Source organism: Acinetobacter sp. 148, assembly GCF_031196675.1.
Classification (GTDB): domain Bacteria; phylum Pseudomonadota; class Gammaproteobacteria; order Pseudomonadales; family Moraxellaceae; genus Acinetobacter; species Acinetobacter baumannii.
Window position 1 is genome coordinate 31,586 of record NZ_JAVIMT010000083.1, and the last position, 14,385, is coordinate 45,970.

17 protein-coding genes are annotated in these 14,385 nt (G+C 36.7%); 12 read left to right on the forward strand and 5 right to left on the reverse strand.

Going from position 1 to position 14,385, the window contains the following annotated elements; translation table 11 throughout:
* Positions 1-119: 119 nt before the first annotated feature.
* Together RFX69_RS15005 and RFX69_RS15010 are read left to right on the forward strand one after the other, a co-directional pair.
* Positions 120-554 (forward strand): hypothetical protein, encoded by a 435-nt coding sequence (locus RFX69_RS15005; RefSeq protein ID WP_000920881.1) that lies wholly within the window; start codon positions 120-122, stop codon positions 552-554.
* 138 nt (positions 555-692) lie between these two features.
* Complete coding sequence (locus RFX69_RS15010) at positions 693-1,676, forward strand: ion transporter (RefSeq protein WP_001221030.1); 984 nt, start codon at positions 693-695, stop codon at positions 1,674-1,676.
* A gap of 25 nt (positions 1,677-1,701) precedes the next feature.
* Here RFX69_RS15010 and RFX69_RS15015 read toward each other — a convergent pair whose 3' ends face one another.
* Positions 1,702-2,901: an MFS transporter gene (locus RFX69_RS15015; RefSeq protein WP_002014361.1), complete on the reverse strand. Its 1,200-nt coding sequence runs from the start codon at positions 2,899-2,901 to the stop codon at positions 1,702-1,704.
* A gap of 228 nt (positions 2,902-3,129) precedes the next feature.
* On the opposite strand from RFX69_RS15015, the gene RFX69_RS15020 reads away from it, so the two are divergent.
* The 3 genes from RFX69_RS15020 (at position 3,130) to RFX69_RS15030 (ending at position 5,656) form a co-directional block, all read left to right on the forward strand.
* Complete coding sequence (locus tag RFX69_RS15020; protein ID WP_001228338.1) at positions 3,130-3,558, forward strand: membrane protein; 429 nt, start codon at positions 3,130-3,132, stop codon at positions 3,556-3,558.
* A gap of 157 nt (positions 3,559-3,715) precedes the next feature.
* Positions 3,716-4,510 carry a DUF4198 domain-containing protein gene (locus RFX69_RS15025; protein ID WP_271055732.1) on the forward strand — a complete coding sequence of 265 codons (795 nt, stop codon included), beginning with the start codon at positions 3,716-3,718 and terminating at the stop codon, positions 4,508-4,510.
* A 225-nt stretch (positions 4,511-4,735) separates the two neighbouring features.
* Complete coding sequence (locus RFX69_RS15030) at positions 4,736-5,656, forward strand: LysR family transcriptional regulator (RefSeq protein ID WP_000890088.1); 921 nt, start codon at positions 4,736-4,738, stop codon at positions 5,654-5,656.
* A 50-nt stretch (positions 5,657-5,706) separates the two neighbouring features.
* On the opposite strand, the gene RFX69_RS15035 is transcribed toward RFX69_RS15030, so the two are convergent.
* Positions 5,707-6,159, reverse strand: a complete 453-nt coding sequence (locus tag RFX69_RS15035) for a DUF441 domain-containing protein (RefSeq protein ID WP_000880863.1) — start codon at positions 6,157-6,159, stop codon at positions 5,707-5,709.
* A gap of 253 nt (positions 6,160-6,412) precedes the next feature.
* Here RFX69_RS15035 and RFX69_RS15040 point away from each other — a divergent pair, with 253 nt between their 5' ends.
* Together RFX69_RS15040 and RFX69_RS15045 are read left to right on the forward strand one after the other, a co-directional pair.
* Complete coding sequence (locus RFX69_RS15040; RefSeq protein ID WP_000351255.1) at positions 6,413-6,631, forward strand: hypothetical protein; 219 nt, start codon at positions 6,413-6,415, stop codon at positions 6,629-6,631.
* A gap of 100 nt (positions 6,632-6,731) precedes the next feature.
* The gene (locus RFX69_RS15045; protein ID WP_000923643.1) at positions 6,732-7,436 is read left to right on the forward strand and encodes a pseudouridine synthase; all 705 of its coding nucleotides are present in this window, start codon (positions 6,732-6,734) and stop codon (positions 7,434-7,436) included.
* On the opposite strand, the gene RFX69_RS15050 is transcribed toward RFX69_RS15045, so the two are convergent.
* From RFX69_RS15050 to RFX69_RS15060, 3 genes are all read right to left on the reverse strand, one after another.
* Positions 7,429-7,872, reverse strand: a complete 444-nt coding sequence (locus tag RFX69_RS15050) for a GNAT family N-acetyltransferase (protein ID WP_000637089.1) — start codon at positions 7,870-7,872, stop codon at positions 7,429-7,431. The genes RFX69_RS15045 and RFX69_RS15050 overlap by 8 nt on opposite strands.
* Positions 7,873-7,969: 97 nt before the next feature.
* Positions 7,970-8,278: a type II toxin-antitoxin system RelB/DinJ family antitoxin gene (locus RFX69_RS15055; RefSeq protein ID WP_032043902.1), complete on the reverse strand. Its 309-nt coding sequence runs from the start codon at positions 8,276-8,278 to the stop codon at positions 7,970-7,972.
* A 111-nt stretch (positions 8,279-8,389) separates the two neighbouring features.
* Positions 8,390-9,298 (reverse strand): pseudouridine synthase, encoded by a 909-nt coding sequence (locus RFX69_RS15060; RefSeq protein WP_272383611.1) that lies wholly within the window; start codon positions 9,296-9,298, stop codon positions 8,390-8,392.
* A 119-nt stretch (positions 9,299-9,417) separates the two neighbouring features.
* Between RFX69_RS15060 and tsaE the strand changes: the two genes are divergently transcribed.
* From tsaE to RFX69_RS15085, 5 genes are all read left to right on the forward strand, one after another.
* Positions 9,418-9,891, forward strand: coding sequence for a tRNA (adenosine(37)-N6)-threonylcarbamoyltransferase complex ATPase subunit type 1 TsaE (gene tsaE, locus RFX69_RS15065; protein WP_002049012.1), 474 nt, complete (start codon positions 9,418-9,420; stop codon positions 9,889-9,891).
* On the forward strand, positions 9,884-11,836 hold the full coding sequence (gene mutL, locus RFX69_RS15070; RefSeq protein ID WP_289332480.1) for a DNA mismatch repair endonuclease MutL: 1,953 nt from the start codon (positions 9,884-9,886) through the stop codon (positions 11,834-11,836). The genes tsaE and mutL overlap by 8 nt, the downstream gene beginning before the upstream one ends.
* A gap of 6 nt (positions 11,837-11,842) precedes the next feature.
* Positions 11,843-12,787: a tRNA (adenosine(37)-N6)-dimethylallyltransferase MiaA gene (gene miaA / locus RFX69_RS15075; RefSeq protein ID WP_002046992.1), complete on the forward strand. Its 945-nt coding sequence runs from the start codon at positions 11,843-11,845 to the stop codon at positions 12,785-12,787.
* Positions 12,788-12,880: 93 nt separating this feature from the next.
* Positions 12,881-13,387 carry an RNA chaperone Hfq gene (gene hfq / locus RFX69_RS15080; protein WP_000033651.1) on the forward strand — a complete coding sequence of 169 codons (507 nt, stop codon included), beginning with the start codon at positions 12,881-12,883 and terminating at the stop codon, positions 13,385-13,387.
* Between the two features lie 132 nt (positions 13,388-13,519).
* Positions 13,520-14,377: a DMT family transporter gene (locus RFX69_RS15085; protein ID WP_005128392.1), complete on the forward strand. Its 858-nt coding sequence runs from the start codon at positions 13,520-13,522 to the stop codon at positions 14,375-14,377.
* The last annotated feature ends 8 nt before the right edge of the window (positions 14,378-14,385 follow it).

Below are 14,385 nucleotides of genomic sequence, written 5' to 3' on the forward strand. Positions count from 1 at the left end.
TAATAAAATGTAAAAATAAATATAACGCTAGATATTAAAGAAGATTTTGCTTTAAAATATTTGTATGAACTTAAAAATAATTAAAAAGAACATGGGTATTTTATATATGGAATTTAAAAATGCTAAAGACAATTGTTGAATTTAAATTTGATGATTATCAGCTATATGATCAAAATTTATCAGCAGAAGACGGGAATACTTTAGTACAGAAAACTGAAGATATTGCACAATATATTTATAGTATATTAAAAAATAGATATCACTTAAATATTGAGTTAAATGCTGAGCGTTGGGGCTGGGAAATAGAAGTGCCATTACCTGAGATTACGATGTATATCGGTATTAGCGTTTATGAAGAATACAGTAATGGTTTTGCAATATTCATTTCACCAAATACGCCAATTTTAAGAAGATTTCTTTTTAGAAAGTTAGATATTACTCACCATATTATGTTGCTACAAAATTATATTAATGTCATTTTGAAGTCCCATGCCGGTATATATGATGTGCAATGGTGGGAGGAAAATGAGTTTAGATATGTTGCAGCGCATTAAAATATAATTAGTAAATATGAAATATTATTTATGATTGTTTAGCTAATACAATTAATAAAATATTTTATTGGCCGCTATAGTGGTGAATTTACGTATGTGAGCTTAATATATGTTCAATATAACGTGGTTCAGATCCGTATGCGAATTTTAGCATGGAAGACAGTACGTCGGTTCTTCTATAACAACCTTCATAATCATGATTACGAAACGGCAGTAAGTAGATGTATTAACTACTTTTTAGTTTTCTTAATTATTGGGAATGTAGTTGCTGTATTACTAGAAACAGTAAATGATCTGTATTACAGCTACCGTATATGGTTTGACTACTTTGAAAATGTCTCAATTGCAATTTTCAGTGTTGAATATCTCTTACGGCTCTGGAGTATAGTCGAGCGTGATCCGACACAAGCTGCATGGAAGCAACGTTTAGCATGGATGAAAAGTGGTGAAGCACTGATTGACCTCATGGCAATTTTGCCTGCGTATCTAAATTTCTTTGTACGAATAGATCTTCGTATGTTAAGAATTTTACGATTACTTCGACTATTAAAATTAACTCGCTATTTCATCTCATTGCAAATATTGCTATGTGTGATTAAGCGAGAAAAAGGTTCCTTTCAGGCAGTGATTTTTATTTTAATCATTATGATTATTATGACTGCCTCTGGTATTTATGTCGTTGAGAATAAAGCACAACCGGAAGCTTTTAGCTCTATTCCTAAAGCAATGTGGTGGGCGGTTGTGACTTTAACTACAGTCGGATATGGCGATGTCACACCAGTAACTAGTCTAGGAAAATTATTGGGAGCCTTAATTACAATTCTAGGGGTAGGGATTGCTGCTTTACCAGCTGGTATTTTAGCTTCTGGTTTGGCCAATGAACTTAACCAGCGTAATCAGCGCCTTGAACAAGAGTTCCGTGAGTTACTTCAAGTGCGTGGTATTGATATCATGCATGATGAAGTTGAAATAGAACGTATTCGACAAAAAGTAGGGCTACCAAAAGAACAAGCGCATAATCTGATTATCCAAATTATGCGCGAAAAAGTATTAGAAGAGAAAGAAGCTGTTAGAGAGAAGAAATGTTATTGCCCGCACTGTGGTGAAAAGTTAACAGATTAGAGACTCAACGAAAGCCTGATCATACTCAGGCTTTTTGAGTTGCTTTTTCTACAGCAAATGCAATAAGTAAGATAATAAGGCCACCAAGGCTCAGTACAAAACCTACCCAGATTGGTGCAATCCAACCCATCTGATGGCTCAGTACCCAACCACCTAAAAAAGCGCCTAATGCATTAGCAAGATTAAAGGCGGAGTGGTTAAGTGAAGCTGCTAGCGTTTGCGCATCACCTGCAACATCCATGAGGCGCGTCTGTAAAGCCCCACCTAAACCCATAACGGTTAGGCCAATTAAGAATAAAGAGCCAATTGCGCTATAGATATTACTCATTAGAAAGCTTGCGACTACAAATGCGATCGCTGAGCTGATGAGTACGCCTACAATAGTTTTATTGAGGTTTTTATCTGCAAGCCAACCCGCAGCTAAACCACCAATCACCATCCCGATGCCCCACAGCGCTAATGCAATAGGAACAATCTGGATATTAACTTTAGTGTATTCAGTGAGAATTGGTGAGACATAGCTATATACCGAGAACATACCCCCAAAGCCAATTGCGCCGACTGCAAGGGTTAACCACATATTTATATTTTTAAGCCCAGCTAATTCTGTTTTTATGCTGGCAGTAGCTTGAACTGGAATATTCGGTACAAAGCAAGCTACAGCAATTAAAGTAAAGAATGCGATCGTTGCTGAAAATTCAAAACCTGCTCTCCAGCCAAAATGTTGACCTAACCATGTTGCTAAGGGTACGCCAATAACGGTAGCAACGGTCAGTCCCATCATCATTTGCGCAACTGCTGAAGCTCTTCGTGAAGGGCCTGCGAGTTCAGCCGCGACTAAAGCGCCGACACCAAAATATGCGCCATGAGGTAAACCTGCAATAAAACGAGAGACTAAAACGGTTTCTGGGGTATGTGCTAAAGCTGTACATGCATTGGCAATACCATAAAACAGCATGAGGCAAAGCAATAAGGTCTTTCTAGGCACTTTGGCACCCAAAATGGCAATAATAGGGGCACCAATAACAACACCTAATGCATAAGCACTAATAAAATGCCCAGCTTCAGGTACTGTAATCTTTAAATTGTGTGCAATTTCCTGAATAAGACCCATTGCGACAAATTCTGTAGTGCCAATACAGAAACCGCCTACTGCGAGAGAAAAAATTGCCAAGAAGAGTGAGTAATGTCGAGGGGAAGATGAAGGGGATTGGGGTGACGCCATAATAAATTAATAAAAGGAAACTCAAAAAAGAAAGTATAAGGGAAAAGAGACCAAAATAATAAAAAACTAGAATCTCGAGAGGAAGTTTGCATATTTAAAACCGGAATATTTTATCTTTATATTGAATAATTTATCGAATTCTTTTATCAAATTGGATATGATGAGCGCGTAATACTTTAAGCATTACAATAAGTTGTATAAATACTTAAGAAATAGAGAAGTTAAATCGTGAGAAAATTATGTATTGCCTGCCTTATTGGTATGGCTATGTTATCTATGTCTGGTTGTGCCGTATTTATGGCTGGTAATCAACCAAGTAAAAAAAATTTAAATGTTTTAAATCCGGGTAGCTCTCGTAATTATGTTATTGCAGAGTTTGGGGCACCTGTATTGTCTGAGTACCGTGATGGGACAAGAGTTGAAATCTATACATTCCAGCAAGGCTATTCAAAGTGGGTGAAAGTAGGTCGTGCATTTGGGCATGGGGTTGCAGATGTTGCCTCAATAGGTTTATGGGAAGTATTTGGAACTCCAGCTGAAGCATACTTTAATGGTAAAGAAACAACTTATGAAGTGACTTATGGCGAAGATGATTTAGTAAAAAGTTATAAGCTTATTGACTTTAATCAAGCTTTTCCAAAAGTAAAAGAACAATGAGGTAATGAAAGAGGCCACTTGGCCTTTTTCTTTTTATATAAAAATCTTTAACTTAAATTTATTAATGATAATAAGAATTATTTTTATTTGTGTATAATACATTTGCTTATGATTTGTCTGTAAAAATTTAAATTTTCCTAATTAGGATTGAGAAATAATGAATAGATTATTAGTAACATCACTTGTTTTTGTATGTAGTTACAGCCTTGCTCATGAACCTTATATTGCGCCATTAGCGTATAAAACTGAGCAGACACAAGTACCGGTAGTAGCTGGTTATGCTGAAGAAGCACTAAATAGTGAATACGCTTTAAAAGATGCCAAGCTTACCGTCATTACCCCTAAACATGATCCTAAAGTTATTAATGCTGAAGCTCTACATAAATCTGTAACTGTTTTCGATGTTGCTTTACCGGAAGACGGTACATATATTCTGCAAACTCAGGCAAGTTACCCTTTAAAATATGTATATGATCAAAAGGAGTGGCATTTATTTTTTGATTTACCAGCAGATAAAGCTCCGCCAAAAAAAGAGCGTGACTATTTAATTCCTGCTGATCTTAAAACTAAAAAGATTAAAACAGAGGAAGTAACAAGAGAATGGGTATTACAAAGTTATCTTTCAAAAGGTAAAGTTTCAGATATTCAACTTCCAAATACACCAATTAAAGTTAATTTTTCTGTTCATCCTAACCAGCTTAAAGTTACTCAAGCAGTTCAGCTAACCATAAGTGAAAAAGGCCAGAACCTACCTTATGCTGAAATTAATTTAAGAGAAAAAGGTGCAACTGATAAACAAGTATTACATTTTAAAGCTGATGATAAAGGACAAGTTGAACTTAAATTTCCAAAAGCTGGAGAATATTTAATGGAAGTCACAGCTCCAGTAGATTTAAAGTTAAAGCCTAAAAATCAAAATTATACGATTGTTAGCTTACAAGTGACCGAGTAAGAATATTTTCATTTTATAAAAAATAGATCTGAATGGGTCTATTTTTTATTTGTTAGTAAAGTCCATATGTAATTAACAAAAACTTATGTTGAGACAAATTAATTAATTTTGTGATAAGATGAATGGTATTCATTAGTGATGATTTATCTCCGTAACTCTGTTTAGTAATAAACAAGAGATAACTTAAAAATTTATAGATAAATTTATGTATTCAGGCTTGTGCCCATGTTAGAAATTCGACACCTTAAAACTTTAGTTGCTTTACGTGAACATGGTTCACTGGTCGCTGCAGCTAATGACCTATGCTTAACGCCCTCGGCTATTTCTCACCAATTAAAAGAATTAGATCATTGGTATGGGGTAGAGGTGGTTAATCGCCGCAGTCGTCCTGTTAGTTTTTCTAATGTAGGACAACGCCTACTTAAGTTAGCTGATGATGTATTGCCGCAAATTCAGATTACTCAGAGTGATATTACACGTATTGTGCACGGACAAACGGGCAGAATTATTTTTTCATCTGAATGTCATAGCTGTTTTGACTGGCTAATGCCTTTACTCAATCAGTACCGTCAGCAATATCCAGACGTCGATTTAGACTTTGCTTCGGGGTTCGAAGCGAACCCACATGAACTTTTACAAAATGCTGAGTTTGATTTACTTATTACAGCCGATCCGATCGCACTAAAAGGAATCGAATACTTCCCGATTTTTGAATATGAGTCGCGTTTGGTTTTATCAAATACTCATCGATTGGTTCGTGCTGAAAATATTACTGTTCAGGATCTCGCAGAAGAGGTTCTTATTACTTACCCGGTTGATAAGCATCGTTTAGATATCATGTCGAAACTGTTTATACCTGCAAATATTCAACCAAAACAAATCCGAACAACAGACTTAACGCAAATGCTTATTCAACTTGTTGCGAGTGGCCGAGGTATTGCTGCTTTGCCAGATTGGGTAGTCAATGAATACGAACAAAAGGGTTGGGTGACTAGCCGCCGTCTAGATTGTGTTTCTCCAGCGGGTTTAAGACGTACATTGTATGCAGGTTATCGAACTGAAGAAAAAGAGAAGAGCTACTTTGAAGGTTTCTTAAAGCAGCTAGAAAAGTTTTCTTTAAAACGCACTTCTTACTATTCAGGTTAAAAGTACTTATTTAGCCTAAGCATTTATTAAAAGGTGCCTTCGGGTGCCTTTTATTTACCTATAAATAAAGATAATAGACCTGCTGCAATCAGTGGGCCAACAGGTACACCACGGAGTAAAGCTACACCTGCAACCGTACCAATAAGTAAGCCTGCCACAACATCAGGTTGGCTCGACATAAGTTTTACACCACGACCACCTAGCCACGCGACGAGCAGACCAATTGCAATAGCGACCAAAGATTTAAAACTAATAAAGGATTTTAAAATACTCTCTCCACTAAGCTTGCCACTTGCAATAGGGGTGAGTACGCCAATTGTTAGAATAAGTATGCCTAAGTTTAGGCCATGGGCCTGAATATAAGGAAAAAATTGATTTAAGGGCGTGATTTTTATGACGATTAAAACGCCTGCTGCGATAGTTACAGCTGCATTTTGACTTAGTAAACCGCAGATAAGTAAAACTAATAAAACAACTAAATTAACATCAAATTGGGCAAGCATGAGAAGCGGCAAGAAAAGCAAATAATTTGAATTGTATAATAATTGAGAGCCAAAATGTCAGAGCTTTTAAGGTTAAAAAAGATCAAACAAAGGCTTTTTAGTGGAAATTTTCTTGTATATGACTCAATGATAAAGAGTTTTATCTGTGGTTACGCTTGGAAACAATGTTATATAAATTAACAACTTAAAAAGTATTCTTTTGAGATAGTGTGATATAAAAATAATCACTACTCATGAGTACAGGATTAATCTTATGGATATTATAGATATCAAGATCAAAGACCAATTTGATCAAATTCATGATGCGAAAGCTCAATTAAAGAAGAATTTAGTTGAACATGAAAATGAGCCTTTAAAGCTAAGTCAGCGTATCGAACATATTATTGTAGATAATGAGGTGATCTTACCCACTACAGAATTGCTATTTGAAAGTGAACAAAACGAAAAAATTTATCGTGTCATTGAAGAATAATTCAAAGTTAATGAAGTTAAATGCGAAGATGATAAAGCAGAAGGTAATAAAACACTAAAATTACGTTAAAATAATGGTTTCGTTTTAAAGAGAAAGCTTTATGCTGCTGGAAAAAATTTTACAATCACAAGGGTTTGGTTCACGTAAATATTGTCAGCAGTTAATAAAAAATGGTTCAGTAAGTATTGATGGGGAGGTTGTGAGTGATCTCAAAAAGCAGTTCTCCCCAGAAAATTTTGAGTTTTCCGTTTTTGGTCAAAATTATCAATATAGAGAAAAAATTTATATTGCTCTAAGAAAACCTCAAGGTTTTGAGTGTTCTCATCATCCTCAGCATCATCAAAGTGTTTTTAGCCTACTGCCTGAGACCATGATTCATCGTGGTGTGCAGGCGGTTGGACGCTTGGATCAAGACACAACGGGTCTGCTTTTACTTACTGATGATGGTAAATATCTACAAGCTTTAACTCATCCTCGTAAACATGTACCAAAGGTTTATCACGTTACAACTTACGACCCCGTAACCCCTGAGCAAATTGAAATGCTTACTCAGGGTGTTAATTTACACCAAGAAAAGGGGGTATTTGCTGCCACAGATGTAGCACTACTAGGAACTCATCAATTAACGATGACTATTCATCAAGGTGTTTATCATCAAGTTAAAAGAATGATTGCAGCCGTAGGCAATAAAGTCGAGAAGTTACATCGACATCAAATTGGTCAATTGGTTTTACCTGAAATTGAGGAAGGGGGCTGGGTATATTTGTCGGAGCAGGAAAAACAACTCGCTCAAAATATTATTTAAGAAAACAATGAAATGTCTGAAACTCACTGTCTCGGATGAACCCCATTTTTTCATAGAGGCGGTGAGATTCATGATTATTCGATTGGGTTTCTAGGCTAATACGTAAAGCATTTTCTTGTTTTGCAAATAAAATCGCTGTATCAATGAGCTGTTTTGCCGAGCCTTGACGACGGAATAGGGGGGTAACATATACATCATCTAAGATGTAGTAAGTTGAACAAGCAACTGAAGAAAAACCTAAATAAAGCAATACGAACCCAGTAATTTTTTCGTCCTTAATATGGATAAAAAATACGCTCTCTTTATTCTCAAAACGTTGTTTTAAAAAATGATGGGATTCTTCGAGATTAGAAGATGCACCATAAAATTGACGGTATTCATCAAATAGGACAGCGAGTTGGCTTAGATCTTCATAGGTCGCTCGTCTTACAATCATTAGGCGCTCCTTGTATTTATGTTTATATTTTTACAAAGAGAGCATAACTAAAAAAGAAGCGAATTGACGTTAAAAGTTGTTTAAAAATGCAACACCGTTAAGTTTTGTCACTTTCACCTAATAGTGCATTTAACTCTTCAAATAAATCTTCATGGTCATCATCTTCATTTAAAGTTGAAGCGTTCTGATTTAATGAAGATACTTTTGCTTTTCTCAGTTTTAATAATTGTTCCATATTAATATTCTGGTTTTCGATCGCAAAAGGAATAGATTTGGTTAAGACGACTTGTTTAAAGAACAGTCGCACTGCTTGGGCAGGGGTAATCCCCAATTGTTTAAAAACAGCAAAAGCCTGTTTTTTCTCTTGGGAGTCAAGTCGAACCTGATAAACTTCTGTTTTTCGCATGAATAACAAAACCAAATGATTTTTAATTTTTAGGGATTTATTTTAAACCATCGGAATGTAATTTCAATGTCTTTCAGCATAAAAAATAATCTTTTTGTCATTACGATGAGATTACAGTGTCAATTCAAGTTGTGAATTGAAAACCATTTCCTGTTTTGTTAGCGGGTCTATAAAAGAAATTTGCTTAGCTAGAAGCTGTAAGGGCTGAGAAAAATCATCATCGGCTTTATGTTGAACTATTGGATAAAACGGATCATTTTTAATCGGAATTCCCAAATGATTTAAATGGACGCGGAGTTGATGCTGTTTTCCGGTGGATGGCGTTAAACAATATTTAGCCCATGAGTGATTATGTTCAATCAGCTCAATTTTAGTTTCGGTATTGGTTTTTGTATGTGCAATTACCTGCATTGTATAAAAGGGTGTACCTTTATCTAAATACAATTTTAAATTCTGAGGAAATTTTAATTCAGCTTTATATGCAGCGATTGCATGGTAAATCTTATTGACTTGACGATCTGCAAATAACTGTTGGTAAATTCCACGTGACTGTGGTCGTTTGCAAAATAAAACGACACCGGCAGTTTCACGGTCTAATCGATGGATCGGGGTTAAAAACTCATTGCCAGTTTGCTTTTTTAATCGGACTAATAAAGTTTCTTGTACATATTGCCCTGTTGGGCTAATCGTTAAAAAATGGGGTTTATCTACAACAAGCAAGTCATCATTTTCAAATAAAATCTGATGCTCAAAGGGAACATGTACTTCGTTAGCAAGGAATCGGTAATAAAAAATATGTGTGTTTGCTATATAAGAGTTGTTTAATGTTAATTTTTCGCCATTTGCCGCGTAAATAAGCCCATCTTGAAAACGCTGCTGCCACTCTGTTGCTTTTATATGAGGAAAATTTTCGCAAAGAAATTGATAGATGGTTTGTGCTGTCGTTTGTGGAGGAAGATAGACTTGGCTTGCGCTTACGCCATCCATCATAGGTGGGAAAAATTCAATCGGGCTAGACATAAAAGTGTGTCAATATTTAATAAATGTGATGTAAAAAAAGCCAACTTTAAGCACTTAAGTAGGCTTTAAAGCAGGGCAATGGTATCATATCGATTATTTTGAATCATGTTATGTGTGTTATGTCGTATTCATTGAAAATGGTCTTAAATCATGAAGAAGATACCCAGCGTTTAGCTCAGGCATTGGCGCAGCATGTTCAAGCTGGTGTGATTTATCTGATTGGAGATTTGGGCGCCGGTAAAACGACATTGACCCGTTATTTTTTGCAAGCTCTAGGGCATAAAGGCTCGGTTAAAAGTCCGACGTATACGTTGGTTGAACCATATAAAATCAATAATAAAGAAATTTTTCATTTTGACTTATATCGTCTCAATGATCCGTACGAACTTGAATTAATGGGAATCCGTGATTATCTAGATATTCAGGATGCACTATTTTTATTTGAGTGGCCATCGAAAGGTGGAGACGAAATCCCTGAAGCAGATATCGTCATTGATATTCAAAAATCAGATGATGAACTCAATCGTTTCGTCACCTTAACTTTACCAACAGAGCATTTGTACCAGACTTTGCAGGAACAGCTTCATGACTGATGAAAAGCTAACACAACGTCGTATTCATACATTAGACGCCGCGTTAGCCAACCAGATTGCTGCTGGTGAGGTGATTGAACGTCCCTCATCGGTCGTAAAAGAATTATTAGAAAACTCAATTGATGCGGGTGCAACCGAATTAATTGTGCGGATTGCACAAGGCGGCTCAACATTAATCGAGATTATTGACAATGGACATGGGATTCATCCTGATGATTTACCATTGGCAGTGATGCGCCATGCAACCAGTAAAATTAAAACAGCAGAAGATTTACACGCGATTGTTAGCTTAGGTTTCCGTGGTGAAGCACTTGCTTCTATTGCAGCAGTTTCACGATTGACTTTAACCAGTAGCCAAGATGAAAGCGGAATTGGTCATCAGGTTGAGGTGAATGGTACCGCGTTTGATCATCAACAAGTCCAAGCTGTTGCTGCACAAAAGGGCACCCATATTCGAGTTCAGGACTTGTTTTTTAATGTGCCCGCTCGCCGTAAATTTTTAAAAAAACCAACCACTGAATTTGGGCATATTGAAGAAATTGTACGCCGTTTAGCTTTAACGCATTTTGATATACGTTTTGTACTTGAGCATAACGATAATATTCGAATTAATTTACCAATAGCAGATAGCGGTGAATTAAGATTTCAGCGTGTACAGCAATTATTGGGTCAACAGTTTGTTCAAAATGCTTACTGGATCGATGCCGAAAGTATTAACATGCGTTTGTCAGGTTGGCTAGGGCATCCTTCAGATGCACGTGCCCAAGCAGACTTACAATATGTGTATGTAAATGGCCGAATTGTGAAAGATAAAACCATTTCACATGCTTTAAGAATGGCATATGACGGTATTTTACATGGCCATCAGCATTCATCTTATTTACTTTTCTTAGAAGTCGATCCTGAAAATATTGATGTTAACGTTCACCCGACGAAACATGAGATTCGTTTTCTAAATCAACGTGAAGTACATGAGTTTGTAAGACATTATGCTAAAGAAACGCTAGCACAATTTCAGACAGCTAGTGCTGATTTAGCACAAGCCATGAAAGTGGACGATACTCAAAATCTTTCGGTACAACCTCAGCCTAAATACCAAGAACAATTTACATTGCACCGTACAGCGCAAGCCGCTGATACAGCAGTAGACAAGCCAAATGGTTATCAGCCTTCTACTGAGCTTTTAACTGATTTTAATAATAGTCGTCCCCAAGCTGTTCATTATGCGGAACAAACTCCAAAATATAATGGTTCTGCGCAGTTAAATAATGCATTAAAGACTTACTTGGCTCCATTACGTGATCAACCTGCTAATTTTTCAGTTGATGAAAATATTGAGCCTGTCGCTAAGGTAGATGAATTTCCATTAGGTATCGCAATTGCCCAGCTTCATGGAATTTATATTTTGGCGCAAAATACTGAAGGCTTGATTATTGTTGATATGCATGCAGCACATGAGCGTATTTTGTTGCAACAAATGAAAAATGCTTGGGATAAACCTGAGTTTTGGACATCTCAACAGTTGCTTATCCCTAAAGTGATCTCAATTAGTCGTATGCAAGCTGTTCGTGTTGAGGACTTAAAACCTCAGCTTGAACGCTTAGGGTTAGAGATTGATTTATATGGCGATGAGCAAGTCATTGTGCGTGGTGTGCCGGCTATTTTGCAAAAAGCGGATTTTGAAAATCTTATTCCCGAACTTCTCAATGACTTAGATCCAAATGATGAAGCACAAGGTTTATTGCAAAAGCGTGATGAACTGTTAGCAGGTATGGCGTGTCATGGTGCAGTACGTGCTCATCGACAACTTAGTCTCTCAGAAATGAATGCTTTACTTCGCCAAATGGAACAAACCGAATTTGCGAGCCAATGTAACCATGGTCGCCCAACTTGGCGTGTATTTCCATTATCTCAACTAGATAAATTATTTGCTCGAGGAGAGTAGTTTTACATGTCAAACCAATTGCCCGTCATCAATTTAATGGGACCGACTGCAAGCGGAAAAACCGCTTTGGCATGTGAACTCTATGAACGTGGAAATTTTGAATTAATTTCAGTTGATTCTGCACTTGTATATAAAGATATGGATATTGGTACGGCTAAGCCAACACGTGAAGAGCAGGAGCTATATCCACATCATTTAATTGATATTATTACTCCACTTGAGGTCTATTCGGCTGCTCAGTTTGTTGAAGATGCTTGTGCTTTAATTGATGAGATGCATTCACGTGGCAAAACTCCTATTTTGGTAGGAGGAACCATGCTGTATTTCAAAGCTCTCTTAGAAGGATTATCAAGTAACTTGCCAAGTGCAGATACAAATGTTCGCGCAGCAATTGAAGAAAAAGCAGCAAATGAAGGGTGGCAAGCTGTTTATGATGAGCTGGTGGCAGTAGATCCGGCGGCTGGAGTGAAGTTTAAGGTTTCTGATAAACAAAGAATTATTCGGGCGTTGGAAGTTTACCGTATTACAGGTCAACCAATTACCAAATTGCAGGCAGAACAACCAAAAAATGTACCATATCGATACACATTTCATAACTACGCTTTACTTCCAGATCGGTTAGAATTACATCAACGCATTGAGCAAAGATTAAGCAAAATGTGGGATATCGGTTTTTTGAGTGAAGTCGAGTCTCTAATTGAAAAATACGATTTAGATGAAAATTTACCCTCTATGCGTTCTGTTGGTTATCGACAAGCTCTAGAATTTCTATTAAAAAGTGATATGAGTCTCAAAAAAAAGCAGGAAATGGAGGATAAAGCCTTATTTGCAACACGACAACTTGCCAAACGTCAATATACGTGGTTACGTTCTTTGCAAGAAATACACGATTTTAAAACTTACTTGACGATAAAGCAGGCGAAAGAAGACTTGCGAAACTCTTATGGATAAAGCAAAATTTGCACACTGTCTTTTTATAATTTTTAGTTGAAAAATAAAGATAGTTTTTTTGCGCTGATTTAAAAATTTTTTTTGGAGTTAAAAATGTCTAAAGGTCAAACTTTACAAGATCCGTTCTTAAATTCTCTCCGTAAAGAACGCATCCCAGTTTCTATTTTCCTTGTTAACGGTATTAAATTACAAGGTCATATTGAATCTTTTGACCAATATGTTGTTTTATTAAAAAATACTGTAAGTCAAATGGTTTACAAACACGCAATTTCTACAGTTGTTCCAGCTCGTAACCCACGTCCAGCAGGTGCACAAGGTGCAGGTTTCCCAGCTCAGGGTGGTAGTCAAGGTGGCTTCGGTGGTCAAGGCGCTGGCTTTGGTGGTGCTCAAGGTGCTGGCTTCGGTGGCCAAGGCGGCTTCGGTGGTCAAGGTGGCTTCGGTGGTCAAGGTGGCTTCGGTGGTCAAGGCGGCTTCGGTGGTCAGGGCGGCTTCGGTGGTCAAGGCGGCTTCGGTGGTCAAGGCGGCTTCGGCGGACATCAAGGCGGTTTTGATAACGATTCTAAATTTGAAGATGGTCAAGATGACGAAAACAATCGTTAATTGATTAGCTTGAAAAAAAACCAGTCAGTGATGACTGGTTTTTTTATGGCTTTAAAAATATAAAAAAGCATATTAAAGCTACCTGCGGTCCATCTCTGTTTCTTAAAATTTAAATTAATAGGTTCTTTGCAAATGGTATTAATATTTGCTGCAGCATTGTGCAGTGTTCTGGTTTCTGTACTACTTAAAAATTTAAAGAAAAAGGGATATCAACCCATGCAAATGATTGCATGGAATTACGCAAGTGCCAGCTTGCTATGTTATCTGTGGTTTAAGCCAGATATTCAGCATATTTCTATACAACATACACCTTGGTGGCTAATAGTGGCTTTAGGCGTCATTCTACCGAGTATTTTTTTGTGCCTTGCTAAATCTTTAGAGTACGCAGGTATTGTCAAAACCGAAATTGCTCAGCGGCTGTCCGTGGTACTTTCTTTATTAGCGGCTTATTTCTTTTTTCAAGAGCAGTTTAATTCTCTTAAATTATTAGGGATAGGTTTGGGAATTTTTGCTGTTCTCTTAATTTTATTAGGTCATTTTAACGAGTCTTCCGGATCTCAATCAAAAAAAGCAATTTTTGCTTTGATGAGTGTCTGGTTTGGATATGCCGCTGTAGATATCTTGTTAAAATATACGAGTAGCTTAGGCCTACAGTTTACTTTGACTTTAAATCTAATTTTTATAACGGCCTTTGTTTTATCGATTATTTATTTAATATTTCAAAAAAATTCAGCATGGCAGTTTAAAAATACTTTTGCTGGGTTAATGCTAGGCGTACTAAATTTTTCAAACATTGCCCTATACGTTAAAGCGCATATTTTACTCAAAGATTCTCCAGCCATTGTCTTTGCGAGTATGAATATTTTGGTTGTGTTACTTGGAATAGTTTGTGGCGTAGTTTTATATAAAGAAAAATTAAAACTCCCAACGATTTTAGGAACGATTTTGGGAATAAGTGGATTGGTTTGTTTAGCCTTAGCTATGAAATAGGAGTTCAA

Excerpts from the sequence above, each read along its gene's own strand:
- RFX69_RS15005 (WP_000920881.1), top strand. The coding sequence starts at position 120 with ATGCTAAAGACAATTGTTGAATTTAAATTTGATGATTATCAGCTATAT.
- RFX69_RS15010 (WP_001221030.1), top strand. The coding sequence starts at position 693 with ATGCGAATTTTAGCATGGAAGACAGTACGTCGGTTCTTCTATAACAAC.
- RFX69_RS15015 (WP_002014361.1), bottom strand. The coding sequence starts at position 2,901 with ATGGCGTCACCCCAATCCCCTTCATCTTCCCCTCGACATTACTCACTC.
- RFX69_RS15025 (WP_271055732.1), top strand. The coding sequence starts at position 3,716 with ATGAATAGATTATTAGTAACATCACTTGTTTTTGTATGTAGTTACAGC.
- RFX69_RS15030 (WP_000890088.1), top strand. The coding sequence starts at position 4,736 with ATGTTAGAAATTCGACACCTTAAAACTTTAGTTGCTTTACGTGAACAT.
- RFX69_RS15035 (WP_000880863.1), bottom strand. The coding sequence starts at position 6,159 with ATGCTTGCCCAATTTGATGTTAATTTAGTTGTTTTATTAGTTTTACTT.
- RFX69_RS15040 (WP_000351255.1), top strand. The coding sequence starts at position 6,413 with ATGGATATTATAGATATCAAGATCAAAGACCAATTTGATCAAATTCAT.
- RFX69_RS15045 (WP_000923643.1), top strand. The coding sequence starts at position 6,732 with ATGCTGCTGGAAAAAATTTTACAATCACAAGGGTTTGGTTCACGTAAA.
- RFX69_RS15050 (WP_000637089.1), bottom strand. The coding sequence starts at position 7,872 with ATGATTGTAAGACGAGCGACCTATGAAGATCTAAGCCAACTCGCTGTC.
- RFX69_RS15055 (WP_032043902.1), bottom strand. The coding sequence starts at position 8,278 with ATGCGAAAAACAGAAGTTTATCAGGTTCGACTTGACTCCCAAGAGAAA.
- RFX69_RS15060 (WP_272383611.1), bottom strand. The coding sequence starts at position 9,298 with ATGTCTAGCCCGATTGAATTTTTCCCACCTATGATGGATGGCGTAAGC.
- tsaE (WP_002049012.1), top strand. The coding sequence starts at position 9,418 with ATGTCGTATTCATTGAAAATGGTCTTAAATCATGAAGAAGATACCCAG.
- mutL (WP_289332480.1), top strand. The coding sequence starts at position 9,884 with ATGACTGATGAAAAGCTAACACAACGTCGTATTCATACATTAGACGCC.
- miaA (WP_002046992.1), top strand. The coding sequence starts at position 11,843 with ATGTCAAACCAATTGCCCGTCATCAATTTAATGGGACCGACTGCAAGC.
- hfq (WP_000033651.1), top strand. The coding sequence starts at position 12,881 with ATGTCTAAAGGTCAAACTTTACAAGATCCGTTCTTAAATTCTCTCCGT.
- RFX69_RS15085 (WP_005128392.1), top strand. The coding sequence starts at position 13,520 with ATGGTATTAATATTTGCTGCAGCATTGTGCAGTGTTCTGGTTTCTGTA.